26 protein-coding genes, 1 tRNA gene and 1 riboswitch are annotated in these 24,954 nt (G+C 45.0%); of the genes, 10 read left to right on the forward strand and 17 right to left on the reverse strand.

Features of this window, described 5'->3' with window-relative positions:
- Window positions 1-66 precede the first annotated feature (66 nt).
- Together L2W36_RS04055 and rnt are read right to left on the reverse strand one after the other, a co-directional pair.
- Window positions 67-1,392 carry a Na+/H+ antiporter family protein gene (locus L2W36_RS04055; protein WP_038229495.1) on the reverse strand — a complete coding sequence of 442 codons (1,326 nt, stop codon included), beginning with the start codon at window positions 1,390-1,392 and terminating at the stop codon, window positions 67-69.
- Between the two features lie 25 nt (window positions 1,393-1,417).
- A complete protein-coding gene (rnt, locus tag L2W36_RS04060; RefSeq protein ID WP_236109531.1) occupies window positions 1,418-2,071 on the reverse strand; it encodes a ribonuclease T in 654 nt (217 codons plus the stop codon).
- Window positions 2,072-2,413: 342 nt separating this feature from the next.
- On the opposite strand from rnt, the gene motY reads away from it, so the two are divergent.
- Window positions 2,414-3,256, forward strand: a complete 843-nt coding sequence (gene motY, locus L2W36_RS04065) for a flagellar protein MotY (RefSeq protein WP_370736765.1) — start codon at window positions 2,414-2,416, stop codon at window positions 3,254-3,256.
- A gap of 69 nt (window positions 3,257-3,325) precedes the next feature.
- Here the strand turns inward: motY and gloA are convergent, their stop codons facing one another.
- The 9 genes from gloA to L2W36_RS04110 all read right to left on the reverse strand — a co-directional run bounded on the left by gloA (window position 3,326) and on the right by L2W36_RS04110 (window position 11,143).
- Window positions 3,326-3,742: a lactoylglutathione lyase gene (gene gloA, locus L2W36_RS04070; protein WP_038229500.1), complete on the reverse strand. Its 417-nt coding sequence runs from the start codon at window positions 3,740-3,742 to the stop codon at window positions 3,326-3,328.
- Window positions 3,743-3,760: 18 nt separating this feature from the next.
- On the reverse strand, window positions 3,761-4,402 hold the full coding sequence (gene nth, locus L2W36_RS04075) for an endonuclease III (protein ID WP_006072937.1): 642 nt from the start codon (window positions 4,400-4,402) through the stop codon (window positions 3,761-3,763).
- Window positions 4,403-4,493: 91 nt separating this feature from the next.
- Entirely contained in the window at window positions 4,494-5,183 is a 690-nt protein-coding gene (locus L2W36_RS04080) for an electron transport complex subunit E (RefSeq protein WP_171393971.1), read from the reverse strand.
- Window positions 5,180-5,812 (reverse strand): electron transport complex subunit RsxG, encoded by a 633-nt coding sequence (gene rsxG / locus L2W36_RS04085; protein ID WP_038229505.1) that lies wholly within the window; start codon window positions 5,810-5,812, stop codon window positions 5,180-5,182. The genes L2W36_RS04080 and rsxG overlap by 4 nt, the downstream gene beginning before the upstream one ends.
- 5 nt (window positions 5,813-5,817) lie before the next feature.
- Entirely contained in the window at window positions 5,818-6,864 is a 1,047-nt protein-coding gene (gene rsxD / locus L2W36_RS04090) for an electron transport complex subunit RsxD (RefSeq protein WP_038229508.1), read from the reverse strand.
- Complete coding sequence (gene rsxC, locus L2W36_RS04095) at window positions 6,864-9,467, reverse strand: electron transport complex subunit RsxC (protein ID WP_236109400.1); 2,604 nt, start codon at window positions 9,465-9,467, stop codon at window positions 6,864-6,866. The genes rsxD and rsxC overlap by 1 nt, the downstream gene beginning before the upstream one ends.
- Window positions 9,468-9,475: 8 nt before the next feature.
- On the reverse strand, window positions 9,476-10,057 hold the full coding sequence (gene rsxB / locus L2W36_RS04100; RefSeq protein WP_236109401.1) for an electron transport complex subunit RsxB: 582 nt from the start codon (window positions 10,055-10,057) through the stop codon (window positions 9,476-9,478).
- On the reverse strand, window positions 10,057-10,638 hold the full coding sequence (rsxA, locus tag L2W36_RS04105) for an electron transport complex subunit RsxA (RefSeq protein ID WP_006072943.1): 582 nt from the start codon (window positions 10,636-10,638) through the stop codon (window positions 10,057-10,059). The genes rsxB and rsxA overlap by 1 nt, the downstream gene beginning before the upstream one ends.
- Before the next feature lie 429 nt (window positions 10,639-11,067).
- Window positions 11,068-11,143 (reverse strand) — tRNA-Asn (locus L2W36_RS04110).
- Between the two features lie 485 nt (window positions 11,144-11,628).
- On the opposite strand from L2W36_RS04110, the gene uvrB reads away from it, so the two are divergent.
- From uvrB to luxU, 3 genes are all read left to right on the forward strand, one after another.
- Complete coding sequence (gene uvrB, locus L2W36_RS04115) at window positions 11,629-13,659, forward strand: excinuclease ABC subunit UvrB (RefSeq protein WP_236109402.1); 2,031 nt, start codon at window positions 11,629-11,631, stop codon at window positions 13,657-13,659.
- A gap of 132 nt (window positions 13,660-13,791) precedes the next feature.
- Window positions 13,792-15,189, forward strand: a complete 1,398-nt coding sequence (gene luxO / locus L2W36_RS04120) for a quorum-sensing sigma-54 dependent transcriptional regulator LuxO (protein WP_062462808.1) — start codon at window positions 13,792-13,794, stop codon at window positions 15,187-15,189.
- A complete protein-coding gene (gene luxU, locus L2W36_RS04125) occupies window positions 15,186-15,533 on the forward strand; it encodes a quorum-sensing phosphorelay protein LuxU (protein ID WP_006072947.1) in 348 nt (115 codons plus the stop codon). Before luxO ends, luxU begins: the two co-directional genes overlap by 4 nt.
- A gap of 63 nt (window positions 15,534-15,596) precedes the next feature.
- Here luxU and L2W36_RS04130 read toward each other — a convergent pair whose 3' ends face one another.
- Window positions 15,597-16,481 carry a YvcK family protein gene (locus L2W36_RS04130; protein ID WP_038229524.1) on the reverse strand — a complete coding sequence of 295 codons (885 nt, stop codon included), beginning with the start codon at window positions 16,479-16,481 and terminating at the stop codon, window positions 15,597-15,599.
- 171 nt (window positions 16,482-16,652) lie between these two features.
- A riboswitch (molybdenum cofactor riboswitch) is annotated at window positions 16,653-16,790 on the forward strand.
- Here L2W36_RS04130 and moaA point away from each other — a divergent pair.
- From moaA to moaE, 5 genes are all read left to right on the forward strand, one after another.
- Window positions 16,779-17,768, forward strand: a complete 990-nt coding sequence (gene moaA, locus L2W36_RS04135) for a GTP 3',8-cyclase MoaA (protein ID WP_236109403.1) — start codon at window positions 16,779-16,781, stop codon at window positions 17,766-17,768. It overlaps the preceding riboswitch by 12 nt.
- A 44-nt stretch (window positions 17,769-17,812) precedes the next feature.
- Window positions 17,813-18,325: a molybdenum cofactor biosynthesis protein B gene (gene moaB / locus L2W36_RS04140; RefSeq protein ID WP_006072950.1), complete on the forward strand. Its 513-nt coding sequence runs from the start codon at window positions 17,813-17,815 to the stop codon at window positions 18,323-18,325.
- A 16-nt stretch (window positions 18,326-18,341) separates the two neighbouring features.
- Window positions 18,342-18,821: a cyclic pyranopterin monophosphate synthase MoaC gene (moaC, locus tag L2W36_RS04145; protein WP_006072951.1), complete on the forward strand. Its 480-nt coding sequence runs from the start codon at window positions 18,342-18,344 to the stop codon at window positions 18,819-18,821.
- Window positions 18,818-19,063: a molybdopterin synthase sulfur carrier subunit gene (gene moaD, locus L2W36_RS04150; RefSeq protein WP_006072952.1), complete on the forward strand. Its 246-nt coding sequence runs from the start codon at window positions 18,818-18,820 to the stop codon at window positions 19,061-19,063. The genes moaC and moaD overlap by 4 nt, the downstream gene beginning before the upstream one ends.
- A gap of 1 nt (window position 19,064) precedes the next feature.
- Window positions 19,065-19,523, forward strand: a complete 459-nt coding sequence (gene moaE / locus L2W36_RS04155; protein ID WP_006072953.1) for a molybdopterin synthase catalytic subunit MoaE — start codon at window positions 19,065-19,067, stop codon at window positions 19,521-19,523.
- A gap of 41 nt (window positions 19,524-19,564) precedes the next feature.
- Here moaE and L2W36_RS04160 read toward each other — a convergent pair whose 3' ends face one another.
- The 3 genes from L2W36_RS04160 to L2W36_RS04170 form a co-directional block, all read right to left on the reverse strand.
- Window positions 19,565-20,368 carry an HAD family hydrolase gene (locus L2W36_RS04160; RefSeq protein ID WP_236109404.1) on the reverse strand — a complete coding sequence of 268 codons (804 nt, stop codon included), beginning with the start codon at window positions 20,366-20,368 and terminating at the stop codon, window positions 19,565-19,567.
- Between the two features lie 169 nt (window positions 20,369-20,537).
- Window positions 20,538-21,122, reverse strand: coding sequence for a family 16 glycosylhydrolase (locus tag L2W36_RS04165; RefSeq protein ID WP_236109405.1), 585 nt, complete (start codon window positions 21,120-21,122; stop codon window positions 20,538-20,540).
- Between the two features lie 33 nt (window positions 21,123-21,155).
- Complete coding sequence (locus tag L2W36_RS04170; RefSeq protein ID WP_236109406.1) at window positions 21,156-21,308, reverse strand: hypothetical protein; 153 nt, start codon at window positions 21,306-21,308, stop codon at window positions 21,156-21,158.
- A 434-nt stretch (window positions 21,309-21,742) separates the two neighbouring features.
- Here L2W36_RS04170 and L2W36_RS04175 point away from each other — a divergent pair, with 434 nt between their 5' ends.
- A complete protein-coding gene (locus L2W36_RS04175; RefSeq protein WP_236109407.1) occupies window positions 21,743-22,729 on the forward strand; it encodes a glycosyl transferase family protein in 987 nt (328 codons plus the stop codon).
- 49 nt (window positions 22,730-22,778) lie between these two features.
- On the opposite strand, the gene L2W36_RS04180 is transcribed toward L2W36_RS04175, so the two are convergent.
- Both L2W36_RS04180 and L2W36_RS04185 read right to left on the reverse strand, forming a co-directional pair.
- Window positions 22,779-24,146 carry a TrkH family potassium uptake protein gene (locus tag L2W36_RS04180; protein WP_236109408.1) on the reverse strand — a complete coding sequence of 456 codons (1,368 nt, stop codon included), beginning with the start codon at window positions 24,144-24,146 and terminating at the stop codon, window positions 22,779-22,781.
- Window positions 24,143-24,805 (reverse strand): potassium channel family protein, encoded by a 663-nt coding sequence (locus L2W36_RS04185; RefSeq protein ID WP_006072958.1) that lies wholly within the window; start codon window positions 24,803-24,805, stop codon window positions 24,143-24,145. Before L2W36_RS04185 ends, L2W36_RS04180 begins: the two co-directional genes overlap by 4 nt.
- Window positions 24,806-24,954: the final 149 nt, after the last annotated feature.

Genomic DNA, 24,954 nt, shown 5'->3' on the forward strand with positions numbered 1-24,954 from the left:
TATTGAGTGATGACAGAAATAAAAAAGGCTTGGTCAATGACCAAGCCTTTTTCGTATCTGATGTTGTTACAGAACCATGGCTGCAATCCAACCGAAAATAATCAGTGGGATGTTGTAGTGAATAAAGGTTGGAACAACAGTTTCCCAAATGTGTTCGTGTTGGCCGTCGGCATTCAATCCCGAGGTTGGACCTAGGGTTGAGTCAGAAGCTGGAGAGCCTGCATCACCAAGGGCCGCAGCGGTACCAACTAGAGCAATTGTTGCCATTGGTGAGAAGCCAAATGCCAGTGCCAGAGGCACATAGATAGTAGCGATAATTGGGATGGTTGAGAATGAAGAACCGATACCCATAGTAACTAGCAAACCGACGATAAGCATAAGCAAAGCAGCTAGTGGCTTATTGTCGCCAATACTTGTTGATAGCGCTGCCACTAAAGATTCTACGCCGCCCGTTTGTTTCATTACTGCGGCAAATCCAGCAGCTGAAATCATGATGAAGCCAATCATTGCCATCATGTGAACACCCTTAGTGAACACATCTTGGGTTTCTTTCCAAGCGATAACACCACCAAACGTGAACACCATGAAACCTGCAAGTGCCCCAATGATCATAGAACCAGACGTTAACTGAACAGCAAGCGCTGCGACGATACCAGCAATGGCTACAGCTATGTTTTTCTTATTAATATGTGTTGGCTCTTCATCGATTTGAGTCATCTCTGTTTCAGCATACTCACGAGGTTTTCTATAACTAAAGAAAATAGCAAATAGAAGGCCAGTGATCATACCGGCAGCAGGAAGAAGCATTGCCATTGGTACTTGTGCCGCTGTCACTGATTCCAAACCGTTGTCATGAAGGTTCTTTAGCAAAATGTTGTTTAGGAAAATGCCACCGAAACCAACAGGTAACACCATATAAGGAGTCACCAAACCAAAAGTTAACACACATGCTACCAGTCGGCGGTCGAGCTTTAACTTAGCAAAAACGCCCAATAGAGGTGGAATTAAAATTGGGATAAAGGCGATGTGAACAGGAATAATGTTCTGCGAAGACATGGTAACGAGAATGAGTGCTGCAAGTACCGCATATTTTAGGCCAGTAGTTGAAGCAGAGCTTTCTTTGCCGTGAATACGCTTAATAACACTTTGAGCTAACAGGTCAGTAATACCAGACTTTGAAATAGCCACGGCAAAGGTACCAAGCATCGCGTAGCTTAGCGCGATGGTTGCACCACCACCCAAGCCACCTTCAAAGGCGCTCACAGCTTCAGTTAATGACATACCAGACACGACACCGCCAACAATGGCACTGAATGTTAACGCAACGACAACGTTAACTCGCATCAGGGCCAAAACCAGCATGATGCAAACGGAAATAACGACAGGATTCATATTAATCTCTAAAAGTTGTGTTTATTTATTTTTGGGCTTGTTCATCAACAATAGGCCAGCCACCAAGCGCTTTCCATTTGTTGACGATTCGACAAAATAGCTCAGCCGTCTTTTGAGTGTCATAAAGGGCGGAGTGAGCCTCTCTATTGTCAAACTCCATACCTGCGGCTTTACAAGCTTTTGCCAATACCGTTTGACCATAAGCTAAACCACTTAAAGTGGCTGTATCGAAAGTGGCAAACGGGTGGAAGGGAACGCGCTTAAGTTTAGCGCGGTCATTCGCTGCACTAACAAAACTATGATCAAAATTAGCATTGTGAGCCACCATGATAGCTCGGCTGCAATCATGTTGCTTTTGCTCTTTTCGAATGACTTTGTAGATTTCTTTAAGTGCTTCCTGTTCAGGCACAGCACCTCGAAGCGGACTAAATGGGTCGCGAATTCCTGTAAATTCCAGTGCTTCTTTCTCTAGGTTAGCGCCTTCAAATGGTTCTATGTGAAAGTGCAAGACGGAAGCAGGCTGCAAGTTTCCTTGGTCGTCCATGGTTAAAGTGATTGCGCAAATCTCCAATAACGCATCGGTCTTAGCATTGAAACCTGCGGTCTCAACGTCAACGACGACGGGAAAATAGCCACGGAATCGCTTTTTTAGGGTGAGTGCTTCGTTTTCTACGGTCATTTCAGAGTTTTCTAGTGTGACGAAGGCAGCATTATTGCAGATTATCCAACTATAAAAAACCAGACGAGTCATTTAATTTTCGCAGACAAAGTTTGAAAAATCATGCTTGGCTAAGATTCATGACTATTTATCAAACCATGAAAGGGAACAAGTTGAACAAAGACGCAGAGGAAACGTATGTTGGTGAATTGAGCTGATAACATGGCGAGGTTTTTGCAGTAACTGATGTGGAGATCCATCTAGCACGTAGAGCGGCAAAACTGTGCCGTCGCGTATATTGCAAAAGAGTTACTTAACTGTATGAAATTAAAAGCCTTACTAACACTATCACTGTTGCCTATTATGACTGCTACTGCGGCCAATGCGGCAATTGAGAAACGTTATGTGGCAACACCAACACAGTCACAATGGGAAATGGTCAGTAATTCTCCGCTAGAATGCCGACTTGTTCATCCGATTCCTAATTTCGGTGACGCTGAGTTCATCGCACGTGCAAGCAAGAAGATGAATCTGGATTTTGAATTAAAAATGCGCCGCTCTATGGGCGAAACTCGAAATGTGAGTTTGGTGTCTTTGCCACCTCCATGGAGACCGGGTGACAGTGCCGACAGAATTACTAACCTACAGTTCTTTAAGCAGTTTGATGGGTATGTCGGTGGACAGGCTGCTTGGAGTATATTGAGTGAGCTAGAAAAAGGACGCTATCCAACTTTCAGTTATCAAGATTGGCAAAGTAGAGATGAGCGAATCGAGGTCTCGTTGTCTTCGGTTTTATTCCAAGCCAAATACAATGTCTTTAGTGACTGTATTGCCAATCTATTACCTTACAGCTTCGAAGACATTTCATTCACGATTTTACATTATGACCGCAATAGTGAACAGCTGAATAAGACTTCCCAACATAGGCTTGAGCAAATCGCCGAGTACGTTCGATACAATCAAGATATCGATTTGGTTCTTGTCTCGACCTATACGGATTCTTCGGATTCCAAAGGTGAGAGCCAACAACTTTCTGATAAACGCGCATCGATTCTGCAAGACTATTTCCAGTCACTGGGACTACCTAAAGACCGTATTCAAGTTCAAGGCTATGGGAAACGTCGTCCTGTTGCCGACAATTCTTCTCCAATAGGTAAAGCGAAGAATCAGCGCGTGGTGATTTCTTTCGGGCGTACCGAAGTTTAGTTTTGATAGGAAAAAAACGCCAGCGAACTAAGCTGGCGTTTTACTAGAGGCATGGTGAAAGAGTAGAGGTTATCCCTCTAAACCTGCACTTGCTTGTTTGTTCTGAATAAGCTCAATCATGTAGCCATCAGGGTCTTTTACAAATGCAATTTGAGTGGTACCACCTTTCACAGGACCTGGCTCACGAGTGACGTTACCGCCTGCTGCTTTAATCGCATCACAAGTACTGTAGATATCATCGACACCAATAGCGATATGACCGTAAGCGCTGCCCAGATCGTATTCAGTCACGCCCCAGTTGTAGGTTAACTCAATTACTGCGCCTTCTGACTCGTCACCAAACCCTAAAAACGCTAAAGTGTATTTATACTCAGTATTTTCGTTTTTACGTAGCAACTTCATTCCAATAACGTCGGTATAGAAAGAAATTGACTTGTCTAAATCACCCACGCGTAGCATGGTGTGAAGGATACGACCGTTAGACATAACATTGCTCCTTTGTTTTTAATTCTCTGGATAGACTTTTTCTTTAAACTCACAAAGATCTTCAATAATGCAGCTACCACATCTCGGTTTTCGAGCGACACATGTGTAACGTCCGTGAAGGATCAGCCAGTGGTGAACGTCTAGTTTAAACTCTTTTGGTACAACTTTTAGCAACTTGTGTTCTACATCATCCACCGTTTTGCCCATCGCAAATTTGGTTCGATTTGAGACACGATAAATGTGGGTGTCTACAGCAATGGTAGGCCAGCCAAACGCAGTGTTTAGTACCACATTAGCGGTCTTACGCCCAACACCTGGCAGAGCTTCTAGCGCTTCGCGGTTTTCTGGGACTTCGCTATTGTGTTGGTCAACTAGGATTTGGCAAGTCTTGATGACATTCTCTGCTTTAGAGTTAAACAAGCCGATAGTTTTAATGTATTCCTTTACGCCATCCACACCCAATTCGAGCATTGCTTCAGGTGTATTAGCGACGGGATAGAGCTTATCGGTCGCTTTATTGACGCTAACATCGGTTGCTTGAGCAGAGAGTAAAACAGCGATAAGTAGCTCAAATGGGGAGTTCCAATTGAGCTCAGTCTCTGGCTTTGGGTTGTTTTCTCGAAGTCGTTCGAGGATTTCTCTTCTTTTTATATTATTCATTGGCTGACTTAGCTCTTCCCAAAAGTAGTGGGTTCTTCCGGTGATTAAAAGCCCAAGATTAGCAAAGTCTTGGGCTTGTTATGGTTGGTGATTAGTTCGTTACACGAGCGCGTTCTATCTGCTGTTTTTCTTGTTTCGGTTGACGAAGCTCTATTTGCTTATCAATAACATTTTTCAGAGCTATGAGAAAGCCAACCCCGATAAATGCGCCTGGTGGTAATAAGGCGAGTAAGAACTGGCTATCAAATTGGAATACTTCGATACGAAGCGCCGCCGCCCAAGGCCCCAATAACAAATCAGCACCATCAAATAGAGTACCGTTGCCGATAAGTTCGCGCATAGCACCAAGAACGACCAGTACTGAAGTCATGCCTAGCCCCATCCACAAACCGTCAAGTGCCGCTGGTAGCACCGCATTCTTTGAGGCAAACGCTTCTGCTCGTCCAATAATAATGCAGTTGGTCACAATAAGAGGGATGAAAATACCGAGGGATAGATACAGTCCATAAGCGTACGCGTTCATTAATAGCTGAACGCAGGTAACTAGCGCGGCAATGATCATTACAAAGACAGGGATTCGAACTTCTTTGGGGACGTAGTCTCTGATCAGAGAAACGGTCACGTTAGAGCCTACTAGCACCGCTAAGGTCGCAAGGCCAAGGCCCAATGCGTTCGTCACTGTAGATGACACTGCAAGAAGAGGGCATAAGCCAAGCAGTTGAACTAGCGCTGGGTTATTACTCCATAGACCATTTTTTAACAACTCTTTAGAAGTACTCACTCTTCACCTCCACAATTTAGTGGTTGGTTTAATATCTTATCGCGATGGGTGTTCACGTAGTTTACTGTATTCTTCACAGCCTTAACGACGGCACGTGGTGTAATAGTAGCGCCAGTGAAAGAATCGAATTGACCACCGTCTTTTCGCACGGCCCACTGTGACTGATTAGCTTCTGTGACTTGCTTGCCTGTAAAGCCAAGCACCCAGTCGGTAATTCTTAGGTCGATTTTATCGCCTAGTCCAGGTGTTTCTTGGTGAGCCAGAACGCGTGTACCTAGGATCGTGCCTTCGATATCCATACCAACAATGATCTTAATTGCGCCATTGTAGCCATCAGGTGCTATTGCCTCAATAGCCATGGCTTTGGGTTCATTATTAATGGTCGCGATATAGACCGGCTGTGGCTGTGTTGTTCCAAGAGCCGGATCACTCACCAAAGTACAAGATGCGTAAAGTTCATTATCATGCAGTTCATGCGGGATAACTTCATTAAGCGTCGCTTGAAGTTGTGCTCTCTCTTGGCGAACGATCTGATCTTTGGTTAGATACTGCGTAACAGCGACTACCCCTGTTGAAGCACAGGCAAAGATAGCCAAAGTTAAGCCATTTTTTCTAATTGCATTCAACATGGTGATTAATGTCCATAAGTTCTTGGTTTAGTGTAATAGTCTATGAGCGGAACGCACATATTCGCTAGCAAAACAGCGAAGGCGACACCGTCAGGGAAGCCGCCCCAAGTACGGATCACGAAGATCATCACGCCGATAAATGCACCAAATATCAATCGGCCTTTTACTGTTGTTGAGGCTGATACTGGGTCAGTAGCAATAAAGAATGCCCCAAGCATGGTTGCACCAGATAACAGGTGTAATATTGGTGATGCCGTCGCGCCTGGTGTAAACAGCATGAATAGACCACTAATTACGGTTAACGAGGCAAGAATAGCAACAGGAATGTGCCACTGAATGATTCGTAGCTTAAGTAAGATAAGGCCACCCGCCAAATAAGCAAGGTTCACCCACTCCCAACCAATACCTGCTAGACCGCCAAATATAGGCTGCTGAACGACTTCCGCGATAGTATTGCCATTTTTAATACCCGTTTTGAAAGCATCAAGTGGTGTCGCCATGGTAATACCATCAATACCAGTACGAATTTGCTGTAATGAATACCCGTCAGCATCAAAACCCGAGAAAATGAGCGAGAATGCATCGGTGAAAGTAACAGGTTCACTGGAGAGTGAATGAGGCGTAATCCAACTAGTCATTTCAACCGGGAAGGAAATCAGAAGAACAACATAGGCTACCATCGCTGGGTTGAACGGGTTTTGTCCTATGCCGCCATATAAATGCTTAGCAATTATAATGGCAAATACTAAGCCGATGACTAACACCCACCAAGGAGAGAGTGGCGGTATCGCAATTGCCAATAACCAAGCCGTGACGAGCGCACTGTAGTCACGAAGAGCAGAGATTGGAGAGCGCTTACGAAACAGCATTACGATCGCTTCGAGCATCAAGCCGACGATGATCGCTAAACACAGTTGAATAGCGGTGCCCCAACCAAAAAAGTATGTTTGCGCTATCAGACCTGGCAACGCACAAAGCGCCACACCTTTCATTAGATCTGGAGTGCGTTTACGACTGTGCGCATGTGGAGAGCTAGCAATAAAGAAAGACACTAGTTGTTCTCCTTGTTATTTTGTTCTTTTTCAATTTTTCTCGCTTTTGCGCGTGCAATTGCGGCTGCAACTGCCGCTTTTTTGGGGTCATCCACAGCAGGCTCGTCCTCACTTTGAACCTCAGGCTCTGTTCCGGTAGCGGCTTGCTTACGCGCTTTAGCACGAGCGATAGCGGCAGCAACGGCAGCTTTTTTCGGATCGTCTTCAGTAGGTGCGTCGGCGTCTTGAGCCTCTAGCTCGGTTTCGACAGCGGCTTGCTTACGCGCTTTAGCACGAGCAATAGCGGCAGCAACGGCAGCTTTTTTCGGATCGTCTTCAGTAGGTGCGTCGGCGTCTTGAGTTTCAAGTTCTGTTCCGGCAGCGGCTTGCTTACGCGCTTTAGCACGAGCAATAGCGGCAGCAACGGCAGCTTTTTTCGGATCGTCTTCAGCAGGCGCATCGGTGTTTTGAGTTTCTGGCTCGGTTTCGACAGCGGCTTGCTTACGCGCTTTAGCACGAGCAATAGCGGCAGCAACGGCAGCTTTTTTTGGATCTTCTTCAGTAGGTGCGTCGGCGTCCTGAGCCTCTGGCTCAGTTTCTACTGTGGCTTGCTTACGCGCTTTAGCACGAGCAATAGCGGCAGCAACGGCAGCTTTTTTCGGATCGTCTTCAGCAGGCGCATCGGTATCTTGAGTTTCCGGCTCGGCTTCAGTTGCGGCTTGTTTCCTTGCTTTAGCACGTGCAATTGCAGCGGCAACAGCGTCTTTTTTCGACGTCTGAGACTCTTCACCTGATGATTCTTCAGCTTGTAACTGTTGAGCTGCTTTCTTCGCTTTTGCTCTTGCTAATGCAGCGGCAATAGCCGCTTTTTTAGGGTCTTGCTCAGTATTGTCTAAGTTTTGTACATTATCCGCTTCAGCTGGCTTATTTGCTTTTCGCTCTCTAGCCAAGCGTTTACGCTCTTCTCGCAACTTGGCCATTTCGGAATTGTCTGGATCTGTTTGTCCTTGTTTAGCGGCTTCCGCTTGTTTAGCCTTGGCTCGAGCTATGGCTGCGGCAACTGCAGGCTTAACTTCATTCGTTGCAGAAGTGGACTTCTGTGCTTTTACGCGTTCAATCGCAGCAGCGATGGCATCATCGCCGCCAGATGATTTCATCTGTTTGCGGCGGTCGTCAGCGGCTTTCTTGAAGCGGTTTTCTCGATCAGCTTTATCACGCTCTAGACGTGCTTTCTTCTCTTCAAATCGAACTTTGGCTCGTTCTGCTGCCTCAGACTCTTGTTTTCGAGTACGAATTTCGGCTTTAGCTTGGCGATAGTAATGAACTAAAGGGATCTCACTTGGACAAACAAAAGCACACGCTCCACATTCGATACAATCTTTGAGGTTTAACTCTTCACACTTATCGTATTCTTGAGATTTCGCGTACCACTGTAACTGCTGAGGTAACAAGGACGCAGGACAAGCTTCTGCGCATTGACTACAACGAATGCATGACATTTCATGTGAACGAGGATCAATCTCTCGATAAGTCGGAGCTAGAATACAGTTCGCTGTTTTAGTAATTGGCACATTCGCATGAGGCAATGTGAAGCCCATCATAGGGCCGCCCATAATTAAGCGTGGAGATTTTTTATCGGCTTTGTAACCAAATTGATCCAATAAAGATTGCACAGGAGTGCCGATCAATGCCCAAACATTACGTGGTTGTTTAAAGGTTTTCCCTGTTAAAGTAACAACGCGCTCAATCAAAGGCTCACCATCGCAAACAGCACGTTTGATTGCGTAAGCCGAGCCAACATTTTGCACCATCAAACCAATATCAGCAGGAATACCGCCTACAGGGACTTCCAGGTTGGTAAGTATTTTAATGAGCTGCTTTTCGCCACCAGATGGATATTTAGTTGGAATGACTCGAATGACGATATCTTCATCTGTCGCTGCTTGCTCCAGAGCTTTAATGGCTTCAGGCTTATTGTCTTCAATACCAATGATTGTCAGCTTTGGTTTGAGAATGTGATTGAGGATCTTAATACCTTCAATGACTTCCTGCGCCTTATCTTGCATCAAGCGGTCATCAGCAGTGATATAGGGCTCACATTCGGCCGCGTTGAGAATTAGAATCTCAGTGCGTTGTAAGCCAGACTGGATTTTTCTTGCAGTTGGAAAACCTGCGCCGCCCATACCAGAAATACCCGCTAAGCGGATTCGCTCTATCAAGGACTCTGGTAGCTCATCAAGATAACTATCACATGGGTTGAGATCGAACCATTCGTCTTGTTGATCAGCTTCGATAACAATGCATAGGTCGCTCAAACCTGAAGGATGTGCAATAGTGCGCGGTTCAATGGCCTTTATCGTTCCAGATGTTGGCGCGTGAATCGGCAGCATAAATGCTGCATTGACTTGGCTGAGAGGTTGTCCTTTCAAGACACGCTCACCCACAGTTACTAATATATCGCCTGGTTTACCAATATGCTGTTTGAGTGGAATCACTAACTCATTTGGAATATTTGCCTTGGCGATAGAGCTTTGGTTGGATTGTTTCTTGTTTTCTTGTGGGTGTACGCCACCGGGGAAATCCCAAAGAGAACCAGATTTGATTTGTTCAATAAGTGATAACATGACGCTCCCTACTCACCGCTAGCTTGTGTTTGAGTTTCGGAAATATTGACAACAGGAATAGCATCAAGCTGCCATTTCCAAGTATCAGCGGTTGTTTCTACAGGAATCATTTCAATACAGTCAGTAGGGCATGGGGCAACGCATAGGTCACAGCCAGTACATTCGTCTTTGATAACGGTGTGTAGTGCTTTTGTTCCGCCAACGATAGCGTCTACTGGGCAGGCTTGGATGCATTTTGTACAACCAATACACATATCTTCATGGATAAAAGCCACTTTCTTTATCGACTTTTCTGCGTCATGAGCGGAGTCTTCGACTTCAACACCCATTAAGTCAGCAAGCTTCTCAATAGTTGCTTGGCCACCGGGAGGACACTTGTTAATAGCGTCGCCGTTTGCGATAGCTTCCGCATAAGGGCGGCAGCCAGGGTAGCCACATTGTCCGCATTGTGTTTGAGGCAGAATACCGTCGATTTGGTCAACAATTGGATCGGCTTCTACTTTAAACTTAATCGAAGCAAAACCGAGAACGGCCCCAAAAACGGCCGCTAAGATAACAAGAGCAATAATTGCAATAAGAATTGTCGTCATTACAGTTTCACCAACCCAGTGAAGCCCATAAATGCAAGAGACATTAGTCCCGCTGTTATCATGGCAATCGAGGCTCCTTTAAAGGGAGCTGGCACATCAGCTGCGGCAATACGCTCACGCATTGAAGCAAACAAGATAAGAACTAAAGAGAAACCTACAGCCGCTCCGAAGCCATAGATAATGGATTCGATAAAATTGTGGTTTTCGTTGATGTTTAGTAATGCTACGCCTAAAACTGCACAGTTAGTGGTGATCAAGGGTAGGAAAATACCTAGCAAACGATAAAGCGTTGGACTGGTTTTATGAACTACCATCTCAGTGAACTGCACGACAACGGCGATAACCAAGATAAAACTCATGGTTCGTAAATATTGAATGCCTAAAGGTACTAAGACGTAAGTTTCTACTAAGTACGCGCACACTGACGCAAGTGTCAGCACGAATGTCGTGGCTAACCCCATGCCAATTGCAGTCTCGAGTTTTTTAGAAACGCCCATGAAAGGGCATAACCCAAGGAATTTTACCAGTACGAAATTGTTGACGAGGACAGTTCCCACCAACAATAAGAAATATTCGGTCATAATAATAAGTGTAAAGAGCTCCGATCCCGTTATTATCCTGCTTTGCGTAGCGAATAACAACCAGTGAAACATAAGGTTTTGTCTGTTTGTACGAAAAGTATAGGTATTAAGCCTAAAATCAGGAAAGGGAAGTTTTAGGTTTCTGAAACGCAACAAGCATTTCTTGCGACACGACCTCTTTGGAATTTGGCTCCCCCTGCGGGACTCGGACTCGGACGCGGGCGGTGAGCTCTGCGACATAAAGCTCGGTACGAGTTTCGTCGCATTGAAATGTAAAACGCCGCGTCTTTCGACACGGCTTTTCTGGAATTTGGCTCCCCCTGCGGGACTCGGACGCGGGCGGCGAGCTCTGCGACATAAAGCTCGGTACGAGTTTCGTCGCATTGAAACGTAAAAAGCCGCGTCTTTCGACACGGCTTTTTTGGAATTTGGCTCCCCCTGCGGGACTCGAACCTGCGACATACGGATTAACAGTCCGCCGTTCTACCAACTGAACTAAGGGGGAATTGCTTTAAGCGGGGCGAATGTTAGCTATCTCACCAGATAGAGTCAATATTTTTCTGCAAAAAAAAGCAGAAAAAAACCGAAGAAAAAACTTTACTTTTCTGTATGCCTTGCTGGGTATAAGGCTATTTTACTTATCCACCAAATTTGTGGATAAATGTGTTAATTACACTGTATCAAATTAGAAGTAGGTGAAATGCTAGAACAAGAGGTTGTGAATAAGTTTTAAGCTTTGATGGTAACTTGCTGAATCTTCTGGAATTAAACGGAAAGGTAAAATTAATGTCAGAATTGAGAATTGTGTGAATAAGACACTTTTATCGATTGATTGGGGAAAAGTCGTGGATTAATTAACAATAATTATTTGGCTGTGACGCCGAGCAGGGCGAATACAATATCAAAAAGTCTGCCCGATAGCGAGCTTTAGGTTGCAAATTCTGTCGGCTAGGGGTGAAATACTAGGTTCGTTAACAAAGGAATCGCATTATGGCAAAACACTTCGAATTGGTTTCGGATTATCAACCTTCTGGAGATCAACCTACCGCCATCGCGCAGCTAGTCGATGGGCTGGATTCTGGTTTAGCACACCAAACATTGCTCGGCGTGACCGGATCAGGTAAGACGTTCACGCTTGCCAATGTGATTGCGCAATCTCAGCGACCAGCGATTCTGTTAGCACCAAACAAAACTCTTGCGGCTCAGCTGTATGGTGAAATGAAAGGCTTCTTTCCAAATAATGCGGTTGAGTATTTTGTCTCTTATTATGACTACTACCAGCCTGAAGCTTATGTACCTACCACCGATACCTTCATTGAGAAAGATGCGTCAGTCAATGCACATATTGAGCAAATGCGTTTATCTGCGACTAAGGCATTACTAGAGAGAAAAGATGCCATCATTGTGGCTTCAGTATCAGCGATTTATGGTTTGGGTGACCCAGACTCTTACCTGAAGATGATGTTGCATGTTACTCGAGGTGCGGTTATTGACCAGCGGGATATTCTATTGCGTCTGGCCGAACTGCAATATTCTCGAAATGATGTGGCCTTTGAGCGTGGTCAGTTCCGAGTTAGAGGGGAGGTCATTGATATCTTCCCAGCGGAATCCGATCAAGAAGCGGTTCGATTGGAAATGTTTGACGATGAAATCGACTGCATCAGTCTCTTTGATCCTCTTACCGGAGTGATTACTGAGCGAGATATTGCTCGCTATACGATTTACCCGAAAACTCACTATGTGACGCCTAGAGATCGTATTTTAGATGCTATTGAGAATATCAAAGTAGAGTTAGCAGCTAGACAGATGTATCTAAAAGATAATAACAAGCTACTTGAAGAACAGCGTATTTCGCAACGGACTCAATTTGATATTGAGATGATGAACGAACTTGGCTTCTGTTCTGGTATCGAAAACTACTCACGTTATCTCAGCGGAAGAAGTGAGGGAGAGCCGCCTCCGACACTGTTTGACTATCTCCCTGCTGACGGTTTATTGATTATCGATGAATCTCACGTCACCGTGCCTCAAATTGGAGCCATGTACAAAGGGGACCGTTCAAGAAAAGAGACGCTGGTGGAGTATGGATTCCGATTACCTTCAGCGTTAGACAATCGCCCCCTCAAGTTTGATGAATTTGAGATGATTGCACCACAGACTATTTTTGTTTCGGCAACACCTAGTACTTATGAGCTGGAAAAATCGGATGGCGATGTCGCTGACCAAGTTGTTCGTCCGACTGGTTTGCTTGACCCAGAAATTGAAGTACGTCCTGTAGCAACTCAGGTTGATGATCTGCTATCTGAAGTACGCGCTCGAGCCGCGATAGATGAGCGTGTGTTAGTAACTACACTAACCAAACGTATGGCCGAGGACCTCACTGAGTATTTGAGTGAACATGGCGTCAAAGTGCGTTACTTGCACTCAGATATTGATACCGTGGAGCGGACTGAAATCATACGCGACTTACGATTGGGTGAATTTGACGTGTTAGTAGGTATTAACTTACTACGAGAAGGTCTAGATATGCCTGAGGTGTCATTGGTAGCTATACTTGACGCTGACAAAGAAGGTTTCTTGCGCTCTGAGCGCTCCCTGATTCAGACCATAGGTCGAGCTGCACGTAACCTAAAAGGTAAGGCGATTCTTTACGGTGACCGCATTACCAATTCCATGCAAAAAGCCATCAATGAAACCAACCGCCGTCGTGAAAAGCAGCATGCTTATAACGTTGAAAACGGTATGGTCCCGATGGCCTTGAAACGTAATATCAAAGATATTATGGAGATTGGCAGCGTGGCCAAGGGTGGTAAGCCCAAGAAAGGAAAACAAGTACCGTTATCGAAAGTGGCTGAGCCTTCTCAAGCGTATGTGGCACTATCACCTCAAGATCTAGAAAAACAAATTCTAAAATTAGAAGCAGAGATGTACCAGCATGCTCAGAACCTAGAATTTGAACTAGCCGCAGAAAAACGTGATGAAATAGAAAAACTTAGACAGCATTTTATTGCTAATAGTTAAAAGTTTTGGTTGAGTTTGATAGGCTGTTTCAAATATAAACAGCAAAATAAAAATGGTCTTTATTGGATAAAAATTGCAAAATGCGAATATTCTTATAAAGACCAAATTATAATCAACAGTTAGCTAGGAACTATGCAACAACTATTCGACGAGCCCAAGTCTCGCTATCTACTTATGGTAGAAGACACGGCTTCCGTTGCTGCGCTGTATCGCTCATATCTATCTCCATTGGGTATAGATATCAATATCGTTGGAAACGGTAGAGATGCAATTCAAAGTTTAGCGCACCGGACGCCTGACCTCATTCTACTGGATTTACGACTTCCCGACATGACGGGTATGGATGTATTGGACGCTGTAAAAGAGTTCAATCCCGATGTTCCAGTCATCTTTATGACAGCTCATGGTTCTATCGACATTGCGGTAGACGCTATGCAGCATGGCGCGCAGGACTTTTTAATCAAACCGTGCGAAGCCGATCGACTTCGCGTGACGGTAACCAACGCCATCCGCAAAGCTTCTAAGCTACGTAATGAGATTAATGATTCTAGTAGCCAAAACTACCAAGGATTCATTGGCAGCAGCCAACCCATGCAGGCGGTTTACCGCACTATTGACTCTGCCGCTTCCAGTAAGGCTAGTATCTTTATTACTGGAGAAAGTGGTACAGGTAAGGAAGTGTGCGCAGAGGCGATCCACGCTGCGAGTAAACGAGGCGATAAGCCATTTATTGCGATCAACTGTGCCGCCATACCAAAAGATCTTATTGAGAGTGAGCTGTTTGGTCATGTCAAAGGTGCCTTTACGGGGGCGGCAAGTGACCGACAAGGTGCGGCAGAGCTCGCTGATGGCGGCACGCTGTTTCTTGATGAGCTCTGTGAAATGGATCTTGATCTACAAACTAAACTACTGCGCTTTATTCAAACGGGTACCTTCCAAAAAGTGGGGTCTTCACGTATGAAGAAAGTGGATGTACGTTTCGTATGTGCGACCAACCGAGATCCTTGGAAAGAAGTACAAGAAGGGCGATTTAGAGAAGATTTATACTACCGACTTTATGTTATCCCTCTTCATTTGCCACCGCTTCGAGAGCGTGAAGAAGATGTGATTGAAATTGCCTACTCGTTATTAGGCTTTATGTCGCATGAAGAAGGTAAGAGTTTTGTGCGCTTTGCTCAAGACGTCATTGACCGCTTCATTCAGTACGAGTGGCCAGGTAATGTCCGCCAATTGCAGAATGTATTGCGCAATGTGGTGGTATTGAATCAGGGTAAAGAAATAGAGTTAAGTATGTTGCCGCCGCCTTTGAATGAGCCAGCGGTTAAGCCCGCAAACTCAAGTAATGTGGTATCAGTATCATTTGGGCCACAGGACATCCAACCTTTGTGGAAAACTGAAAAAACCACCATAGAGCAAGCGATAGAAGCGTGTGACGGTAACATTCCACAAGCAGCGAAACACTTGGACGTGAGTCCCTCGACAATCTACCGCAAAATACAGGCATGGAATGCAAGCGAGAAGAAAGCATGAAGTTTATGAATCGAGAAAAAGTAGAGCAGCTCACTCGCGAGATTGGTCAAGATAACATTCCTATTCTTCTAGGGATTTTCACCGGAGAGTTGGTGACTTATCAGGCGCAGTTAAGTGAAGGTGACTTAACCGAAAAAATGTCGCACATGAAGGAAATCTGCCATGCGCTTAAGAGCAGTGCAGCTAGCTTCGGAGCTGAGTCACTGTGTGAGTTTGCTATTGATATCGACGCTCAAGTGAAAGGTGGCAAATTACGAGAAGATCAAGCCCAGGTCGACAGTATGCTGGCGAATCTTTCGGAAACACACTCTTGCTATATAGAATTCTTAGAGTCGATTAAATAATGTCATCACCGAGTTGCAAAACGGGGGCACCATTTGGCGCCCCCGTTTCTTTTGCATCAATTATTAAAGCAGTGACTCGATAGCATGCTTTAGTTTTACTCGGTCATGACGCCAATCTCTATTTGGCGATGCCAGAGGAAGGGTAACGCAGTTCCATTGACTGCAAATATCAGAGTGTGCTTCTTCACCTAAAACAACGTCCAGTTTTCTGCCTTGAAGTGCACGTTCACACCACACCAGCTTCTGCTCTAATGTCATGCGGCCGGCTGGGCCATATTCGGGTGATAAGTTTTCGACAAATACGACTTTAGCAGTTTGATTCTGGCAGATAGCTTGGCTCAAATCAGCGAGAAGCAGCGGTGGCATAATACTGGTTAAGAAACTGCCCGGTCCGAGAATAATACAATCGGCTTGAGTAATCGCCTCTACCGCCTCTTTGGTGGCGGGCACGACGGGGTCGAGATCCAATCTTTGTAAATCTTGTTCCATCTCATCAACGGATGTCTCACCAGTCACCCACTTACCATCGACTGAAAGTGCTGTTAGGTCAGATGGATGCTCTGACATTGGAATGATATTGACATCAACCGCGAGAAGCTTGCGGATTAAATGTATGGCTTCAAGTGGACGAACGGACAAGTTATCTAGCGCAGTGAGCATTAAGTTGCCAAGGTTGTGACCGTTGAGATCGCCGGAACCTTTAAAGCGGTACTCAAACATCATGGAGCCAATAGACGGGTCGGTAATAAGCTGATTAATACAGTTACGAGTATCACCCCAAGCGATGCCGCCTTGACATTCTCGGATGCGCCCAGTAGATCCACCATTATCTGTAGTAGCTACGATACCTGTAGCATTCCCGCCAAATTCCTTCAAAGCCGCCAACATACGACCTAGCCCATGACCACCACCAATGGCCACGACTTTCTTTGATGAATATATGCTCATCTTATACTTCTTTTGAGTTATCTGAACTTTGTAACATAGGTTAAATTGTTCATTTGAGATACTCAACTATAATAAAAATGACGAATATGTAAGGTTTTTTGACATGAAGGCTGGAAAACCATACCGTTATTGAGTATTTTACTCAAAAGCTGTTACCGACTCATTATGCGGTAACTGCCATAACTCCGAGCTCTACGCGCTAAGTCGAACCAAAGATAAGCTTCTAGAGCCAGTGACAATTTGTCACAAGGGCATAATTGGAAATGATTGTGCCTCCCGTGTTTGGAAAGGTGTTCCGTGGCGCAACAATTCGAAGATAAATTTAATCGCAAGTTCTATTACTTGCGTCTTTCGGTTACAGATGTCTGTAACTTCAAGTGTACATATTGCCTCCCTGATGGCTACAAACCGCCTGGTCACAAAAGACCAGCCTTTTTGACGCTTCCAGAAATCAAACGCGTGGTTACCGCGTTTGCAGATTGTGGTACTTCCAAAGTACGAATCACTGGTGGTGAGCCGAGCTTGCGCAAAGATTTCCCTCAGATCATTGAAACGGTAGCGAATACACCGGGTATTACGAAGGTAGCAACGACGACCAATGGTTATCGAATGGCTAAACAAGTTGATACATGGCGTCAAGCTGGCCTTACCAATATCAATGTAAGTGTAGATAGTCTCGATCCAAGAATGTTCCACCAGATCACCGGTGAAAACAAATTTACTGAAGTGATGTCTGGCATCGACCGAGCGTTTGAAGTCGGCTATGAGCAGGTCAAAGTCAACGTGGTATTGATGAAAGATCTCAATGCCAAAGAGCTTCCTGCCTTCCTCAACTGGATCAAAGATCGTCCGATTCAATTGCGTTTCATCGAGTTGATGCAAACTGGTGAAATGGACGAGCTATTTAACAAGCATCATGTCTCCGGCACTGACATTCGTAATCAACTGATTGCCAACGGTTGGATCTTGAAAGCTCGAAGTCAAAATGATGGCCCAGCTCAAGTTTTTGTTCATGCGGACTACCAAGGTGAGATCGGCCTTATCATGCCATACGAGAAAAACTTCTGTGAAAGTTGTAATCGTCTACGTGTGTCGGCAATGGGCAAACTGCACCTCTGTCTATTTGGTGACCATGGTATAGAGCTACGCGACTTACTTCAAGAAGACGCTCAAGAGAGCGCTCTGATCGAACGAATTCAAGCACAATTACAGACCAAATCAGTCAGTCATTTCCTGCATGACGGTAATTCAGGGATGACGCCGCATTTGGCATCTATCGGCGGCTAATAGACCGCGAAAAAATACGTAAAAATTTTATAGGGTGAATAATCATGGGTCACGCAGAAAGCAAGTTCGTGCCTGCAAATATCGCAGTGCTAACCGTATCGGATACACGTACCGAAGAAAATGACACGTCAGGTCGCTTTTTAGTCGAGAATCTACAAGAAGCAGGCCACACACTGGCGGATAAGCAAATCGTTATTGACGATATCTATCAAATTCGCGCAGTGGTGTCGAAATGGATCGCTGATGAGAGTGTGCAAGCGGTAATGATCACTGGCGGTACGGGGTTTACTTCTCGTGACAGCACGCCTGAAGCACTCGTTCCACTATTCGACAAACAAGTGGAAGGCTTTGGTGAGCTATTCCGTGCAGTTTCTTACGAGGAAATTGGCACATCAACTATCCAATCTCGTGCAATCGCAGGTTTTGCAAACCACACGGTTATCTTTGCGATGCCAGGCTCGACTGGAGCATGTCGCACAGGTTGGACAAAGATCATCAAGCAGCAACTTGATGCTAGCCACCGCCCATGTAACTTCATGCCTCATCTAAGTAAGTAATCATCTAGGGAAAGTCATGTCCGAATTTACCCATATCAACGCCTCTGGCGAAGCAAACATGGTCGATGTGTCGGCCAAAGCCGAGACGGTGCGTGAAGCAAGGGCCGAAGCTTTTGTTCACATGGCACCAGAAACTCTGCAGATGATTACTTCAGGCAACCATCACAAAGGTGATGTGTTTGCTACTGCACGTATCGCAGGTATTCAAGCGGCTAAGAAAACATGGGATCTTATTCCTTTGTGCCATCCGTTGTTACTGTCTAAAGTGGAAGTACAGCTGGAAGCTATCGAAGCGGAAAACAAAGTACGTATCGAGTCTGTTTGTAAGCTAGCAGGTAAAACTGGCGTAGAAATGGAAGCGTTAACAGCTGCGTCTGTGGCGGCTTTGACTATTTACGATATGTGTAAAGCGGTACAAAAAGACATGGTTATTGAAAACGTTCGTCTACTCGAAAAAACGGGTGGAAAATCAGGACACTTCAAGGTGGAATCATGATTAAAGTACTTTTCTTTGCACAAACTCGTGAGCTGATTGGTCAAGACAGTGTGGAGCTTGCTGCTGAGTTTGCCACAATCGAAGATATTCGAGCCCATCTTGCCGCTCAGCAAGGTAAGTGGGAACTAGCTCTTGAAAGTGGTAAGTTGCTTGCTGCTCTTAATCAAAATATTGTTGCTCTGGATGAGAAAGTTCAAGACGGCGATGAAGTGGCTTTCTTTCCACCGGTAACGGGAGGTTAACATGACCTTAAGAGTATCCGTTCAACACGAAGACTTTTCAGTGGGCGCTGAATACGATGCGTTGGCTGAAGGTACAGCGTCGGGTGCAATTGTCACGTTTACCGGCAAAGTTCGCGATATGAACTTAGGCGACAATGTTACCGGTTTATCACTAGAACACTATCCGGGAATGACAGAACGTTCGCTGGAAAAGATCTGTGATGAAGCAGAAGAGCGTTGGATGTTAAATGGTATTCGTGTAATTCATCGCGTGGGTGATATGGATGCCGGTGACCAAATCGTATTCGTTGGAGTATCTAGTGCTCATCGTGGATCTGCGTTTGAAGCTTGCGAATTCATAATGGATTACCTTAAAACCAAAGCTCCGTTTTGGAAAAAAGAGCGAACGACAGAGTCGACGCGTTGGGTTGAGTCACGAGACTCCGACGCCGAAGCGGCTGCACGCTGGCAAGAAAAATAATCTAAATCAAAAGAGCATGTCGATGACATGCTCTTTTTGTATCACTCGACGGTGGCTAAGTATTTATCTACCACTTTCAAGACGCCTGCTTCATTGTTGCTTGGAGCAATAAAGCGACTCAGTTTTTTTATCTCAGGATGTGCATTGTCCATAGCGTAAGAGTGGTAGCTCTCTTTTAACATTTCAACGTCATTGAAGTAGTCACCGAAGCTCATTGTTTCTTCAAACTTAAACCCTAAATGCTGTTGCAAGAAACGAATAGCAGCCCCTTTTGAGGCTTCTTTATTCATGACATCCAACCATATTTTTGCGCTTACCACCACTTGATACTCATTGCCAAAAAGATCATTGATGGTTGGGAAGACATGTTGCTCAGCCCCCTCAAAGTTGCAGATCGCGACCTTGATAAAATCGTCTTCGACAGAGAGTAGGTCTTCGACATACTCGCATCGATGATAGTATTTACGGATTTCTTCAAGCGCTCTAGGATCCTGAGTTTCAATATAGGCTGAGTGCTTACCGCATAGAACCATATAAGTGTTATCTATAGATCGGGCAGTTTTGATGATCTCTTTTGCGGCGGCCGTATCTAATGTGCAGCTGTAAAGCTCCTCATCGTTTTGCATGACCAGCGTGCCGTTTTCTGCGATAAAAATCAGCTCATCTTGAATAGAAGAGAACATGTCTTTAAGGCTGTAGTACTGACGGCCGGAAGCTGGTGCAAAGTGAATACCTTGCTCTTTAATACGCTCGTAGAGAGGGAAAAAATCTGGAGTCAGTTGACCGTTTGGGTCGAGCAGTGTGCCATCCATGTCCGTTGCTATAAACTTGATTGTACTGTGCATATATTATCGCTGTTCAAATGGTAAGAGACGTGTGCAGTATACGTAAATCGACGCGATGGTGAAGTAAATAACTGGAATCTTAGTTAATGACTTGGTCACGTTGACGACAGACGGTTCAGTTGTTGGGTAAATAGGTTCTTATCACACTCAAAGTCACCTTAAGAGATAGCTAGTTATTGCATTTCGAACGTGTGAAACGGAAATTTCGATAGTGGGCCGAATGGTGAGCGCCAGTACTTTGATCGTACAACCCAGCCCAGTTTGAGAGCTCTGGCGCGGTGGCCCAGATATTCATCATCGCTCTTAGCTTCGTATCGGATTGGCTAGGAATAGGTTGTGCTTCAGTATTGCGCACTTTGTATACCAGTTCATCGTCGATGTACCATTTTATGGTGTTTCTATTCCATTCTATGGCGTACTTATGAAACTCATCTGCGGCGTCAAAATCTAGGTAGTGAATATATTCATTACGCTGCTCGTAGCTATCGTCGTTACTCCAAAAATTAAACTGTACCAAGTTGGTGTTCAGGCCAATAAATTCAATGTCAATTTCGTTATGGATTCCATTGCCACCTTCAGGCTGATCGTAGGGACCTGCAAACAGGAAGAACGCGCTCACGACACCTTCCGCTTTGACAGGCTTCATTTCTACCTCAAAACAGCCGTTCCCATAAAAGCCTTGAGTGCGTATCTCTCCTGATACGATATCTGGATAGCCATGATTGTCGATGATATTGGATAAGTTGAGTGCCAACCCCTGTGGACTAAATTCTGCGTGGTCGTGTTGCTATCGATTTAAAAACGGATAACCGTTCTCCCACCCCTCGGCGATAAACCAACGATTGGTGTCTAATGAGGTCAGCGGGTCGTCAAATGCTTTCCCAGCCTCGGCAGAAGTGGCAAGACACACCATAGCAAGTGTTGTAGTCGTTGTTTTCATTATCGAGTCCTTTCATTGGCTTAGAGCTTTCACCTCGGGCTGAAATCGCTGTTATGGCCCGCTCTTTATAGTAGTTGTGGACGACTGACAATCCATCAGAGCGTTGTAACAGTTTTGAGAAACAACAAAGTTAAGAATCACACTATTGGTGCAACTGCATGATGATAGATCACAGTAAGACGTGGTAAATACAAAGAAATAGATACAAGTTGTTGATATTTAGTGACTTTAATAACTGGCAATGTTCTTGCAGTGACATGAAGACTTCTAAATAAGAAGCGTGACATAAAGTGTCTCACTAATAATCAGTTGGCGACGGTGCGTTCTCATTCATTCGAGGCGCACCTTTTTTCTATTGAGTAAGGGATATGTTATGGCGATGGCTAATTCTTGGATTACAATGGGTGAGTCAGTACATATAAAAAGGATTAAGTTTGTCGATTATTAAAGAGTGTATTCGCACGGTTGGCCGTGGGTCTCGTGGACGTGGTCCGTTAACTCAGGAACAAGCTAAGCAAGTGATGGAAGAGTTTGTCGATGGACAGATTGGTGATGATCAAATGGCTATGTTGATGATGCTTATCCGCGTGCGCGACGAAACCCCGGAGGAAATCGCGGGCTTCGTGGAAGGTTTGAAACCTCATTACCCAGATATTAGCGCTGATTTCGACTGGCCATTATATGCGGGTAAAAGAGTAGGGCAGTCATCGGGAAAACCTTGGCATCTTATTGCTGCGAGCATTTTGGCGGAACATGGTGTACGGGTGGTGTTGCATGGTGACTTGGATAAAGAAAGTGATCGCTTACATGCAAAAGACTGTTTGGGTACACTGAATATTTCCAAAGCGGAAGATTTAGCTCATGCACAGCAACTTCTTGACCGCGATAATATTGCCTATTTACCGCTGAACCACTTTTGTCCACTCGCCAAGAAAATGTTGGATTGGAAGCATCGCTACGGTTTAAGAACACCGATCAATACCGTTATTCGAGCCCTGAATCCAGCGAATGCACCTTTTGGTATGCGAGGAAGTTTTCACCCGGGTTTCCAAGAACTGCACGCCAAAGTCGAACATCTTCTCGCTCGACATGGAAGAGACAACAATGACTATCAACGAATGCTATCGTTCAAGGGACAAGGTGGTGAAACGGAATACAATCCGAAAGTAAGCCAAACTGTGTGGTGGGTCGAATCCGATACGATTCATTCTGAGTACGTTGAAGAAAGTATGGCCGAGCTAGCGCTTCCACAACACTGTCCATTACAGACACCGCAAGAAGAAATGCAGTTGATGGCAAATACCGTTGTATCCACATTGACGGCAGCGCTGTTTTCAATTTCAGGGGATTGGCAACAAGCATCCGAGAAAGCAAACCAATACTGGAATGGTTATTGCGAGACTCCACACTCAAGTTGTTAGGAAATAAACAGGCGCAGCCATTGACCGCGCCGGTTTTAGTTTACCGTTATTAACCTGTCAGGACGTTGTCTTCAGGGTATTTTAGTAATGTCGGTTTTGGTCTGGCTAGCATGTAGGCTAAGGTTAGTGGTCCAACACGACCAATAATCATCACGACAATCATAATCCACTTACCTTCGGTATTGAGTTGAACAGTTAAACCTGCTGTTAGTCCGACGGTAGCAAATGCCGATATGGTTTCAAACAACACTTGTTCAAATTTTGCCTGTTGGGTGACCATAAGTAAGAACATGGCGATAGTCAAAATAGCGCCGCTCACCACTATGATTGCAAGCGACTTAGTGACGGTCTGCCAACTAACAGTGCGATTAAAGATCTCCACGTATTGTTTCTGCCTTAAGAATGCCCATGTGGCATAGAAGGCAACTGCGAATGTCGATACCTTAATACCACCACCTGTCGATGTAGAGCCTGCACCTATCAGCATTAAGATAATCATAATCAGTAGGGCAGGTTGCCCAAACTGAGCGATATCAACGCTATTAAAGCCAGCAGTACGAGCACTTGCCGACTGGAAGAATGCGGAGAGCCATTGTCCACCAAGAGGTAAAGCCCCTAAAGTTTCTGGGTTGGTGCGTTCCAGTAAGAAGAAAAACAGTGTGCCGCCCAACAACAAGATGGGTGTGGCAGTGAGCATGATTTTTGTATGTAGCCCTAGCCTAGAAAAGCCTTTCTTACCGTTGATCGCAAGATCACTGACCACGGTAAAGCCCAACCCGCCGAAGATGAATAACCCAGACAAAACAAGCAGAACGACTGGCTCTGATGCGAAACTCATCATACTATCTGAGAACAAAGCGAAGCCGGCGTTATTAAAGGCGGAAATCGCGTGAAATATCGAATAAAACACGCCTTGAGACAAGCCCATTTCGGGGATCCAACGCATAGCTAAAACGGCCGCACCGATAGCTTCGGCAATGAAGGCAAAAATGATGATTTTCTTCACTAACCCTTTAATATTGACCCGGCGATCTTGGCCAAGCGCTTCTTGGGCCAAAGCTTGTTGCTTTAGGCTTAATCTAACACCAAACATGTAGAGTAAAACCGCTGAAAGCGTCATTTGCCCAAGGCCGCCAATTTGCATCAACAGCATCAGTAACACTTTCCCTGAAGTCGTGAAATGCTGACCAGTATCGACCACACCGAGTCCAGTCACACTGATAGCGGATGTCGCCGTAAAGAAGGCGTCGCTAAAGCTCAATCCGGTAACCGAAAATACGGGTAGTGTCAGCAGCAAAGCAGAGGGTACTAAAACCGCCAAAAAGCTTGCTACTATAAGGTAAGGCTCTGACGGTACTGCTGATTTCCTAGTGAGTTTAATCGGGTAAATCAGACCTTTTTGGAAACGACGATTCATGACAGTCTGATCTTTTCGTGCAGGTCTTTTTCTGGGCCAGCAACAATGATCATGTCACCAATTTCAAGTGTTTGACTCATTTTTGGGTTGGCGTCCAGCTCAGGACCGCGTTTGAATCCCAGTACTTTAACATTGCTAGCTTGGCAAATGGCGACGTCAGCCAAGGTTTTGCCCATTAACTTATTGCCAACGACGATTTCGGTTAGCGCTAAGCCACTTCCTAGTTCATTGAAAGCAATCACTCGGTTATCAAGCATACGCTGCGCTACTCGGATACCCATATCTCTTTCAGGCATGATGATTTTATCCGCCCCTATCTTTTGCAAGATTTTGTACTGGAACTTGTCATTCGCTTTAACCCACACTTTCTTCACTTTGGCTTCTTTAAGCACCAGTGTGGTGAGAATACTGGCATTGATGTCATTCCCTATGGATACCATCACCATGTCGAACTCATTCAGTCTGAGTTCTTCAACGGTTTCTTCTATCGTACAGTTGGCAATGATGCCTTGTGCGACGATTTTAGATACTTCCTTTACACGATCTTCATTGATGTCGATAGCAAGAACTTGAGCACCGGCTTCAGATAACTCTTTACAGATACTCATTCCAAAACGCCCTAAACCAATCACGGCGTATTGTTTGGTCACTGCTTTCATAATATCTACCTGCTTACTTTGTTTTTATGCATTCGGAGCTTAACGCTAGGTGGCTGTTGTTTAAATATAGTATTAATTATCGGATAAAAATTTCAGTGTTATCTGACAATAACAGCGGTTCACGTAAATATACATTAAGCGCCTAAAAC

The organism is Vibrio sp. McD22-P3 (assembly GCF_021568915.1).
Classification (GTDB): domain Bacteria; phylum Pseudomonadota; class Gammaproteobacteria; order Enterobacterales; family Vibrionaceae; genus Vibrio; species Vibrio mediterranei.

Bases quoted from the DNA above. Each gene is read 5' to 3' on its own strand.
- nth (WP_006072937.1), bottom strand. From the start codon at position 4,402: ATGAATAATATAAAAAGAAGAGAAATCCTCGAACGACTTCGAGAAAAC.
- rsxB (WP_236109401.1), bottom strand. From the start codon at position 10,057: ATGACGACAATTCTTATTGCAATTATTGCTCTTGTTATCTTAGCGGCC.
- moaE (WP_006072953.1), top strand. From the start codon at position 19,065: ATGACCTTAAGAGTATCCGTTCAACACGAAGACTTTTCAGTGGGCGCT.
- rsxA (WP_006072943.1), bottom strand. From the start codon at position 10,638: ATGACCGAATATTTCTTATTGTTGGTGGGAACTGTCCTCGTCAACAAT.
- L2W36_RS04180 (WP_236109408.1), bottom strand. From the start codon at position 24,146: ATGAATCGTCGTTTCCAAAAAGGTCTGATTTACCCGATTAAACTCACT.
- moaB (WP_006072950.1), top strand. From the start codon at position 17,813: ATGGGTCACGCAGAAAGCAAGTTCGTGCCTGCAAATATCGCAGTGCTA.
- rsxG (WP_038229505.1), bottom strand. From the start codon at position 5,812: ATGTTGAATGCAATTAGAAAAAATGGCTTAACTTTGGCTATCTTTGCC.
- luxO (WP_062462808.1), top strand. From the start codon at position 13,792: ATGCAACAACTATTCGACGAGCCCAAGTCTCGCTATCTACTTATGGTA.
- L2W36_RS04185 (WP_006072958.1), bottom strand. From the start codon at position 24,805: ATGAAAGCAGTGACCAAACAATACGCCGTGATTGGTTTAGGGCGTTTT.
- L2W36_RS04170 (WP_236109406.1), bottom strand. From the start codon at position 21,308: ATGAAAACAACGACTACAACACTTGCTATGGTGTGTCTTGCCACTTCT.
- L2W36_RS04130 (WP_038229524.1), bottom strand. From the start codon at position 16,481: ATGAGCATATATTCATCAAAGAAAGTCGTGGCCATTGGTGGTGGTCAT.
- moaC (WP_006072951.1), top strand. From the start codon at position 18,342: ATGTCCGAATTTACCCATATCAACGCCTCTGGCGAAGCAAACATGGTC.
- moaD (WP_006072952.1), top strand. From the start codon at position 18,818: ATGATTAAAGTACTTTTCTTTGCACAAACTCGTGAGCTGATTGGTCAA.
- motY (WP_370736765.1), top strand. From the start codon at position 2,414: ATGACTGCTACTGCGGCCAATGCGGCAATTGAGAAACGTTATGTGGCA.
- rsxC (WP_236109400.1), bottom strand. From the start codon at position 9,467: ATGTTATCACTTATTGAACAAATCAAATCTGGTTCTCTTTGGGATTTC.
- L2W36_RS04160 (WP_236109404.1), bottom strand. From the start codon at position 20,368: ATGCACAGTACAATCAAGTTTATAGCAACGGACATGGATGGCACACTG.
- uvrB (WP_236109402.1), top strand. From the start codon at position 11,629: ATGGCAAAACACTTCGAATTGGTTTCGGATTATCAACCTTCTGGAGAT.
- luxU (WP_006072947.1), top strand. From the start codon at position 15,186: ATGAAGTTTATGAATCGAGAAAAAGTAGAGCAGCTCACTCGCGAGATT.
- rnt (WP_236109531.1), bottom strand. From the start codon at position 2,071: ATGACCGTAGAAAACGAAGCACTCACCCTAAAAAAGCGATTCCGTGGC.
- L2W36_RS04055 (WP_038229495.1), bottom strand. From the start codon at position 1,392: ATGAATCCTGTCGTTATTTCCGTTTGCATCATGCTGGTTTTGGCCCTG.
- gloA (WP_038229500.1), bottom strand. From the start codon at position 3,742: ATGTCTAACGGTCGTATCCTTCACACCATGCTACGCGTGGGTGATTTA.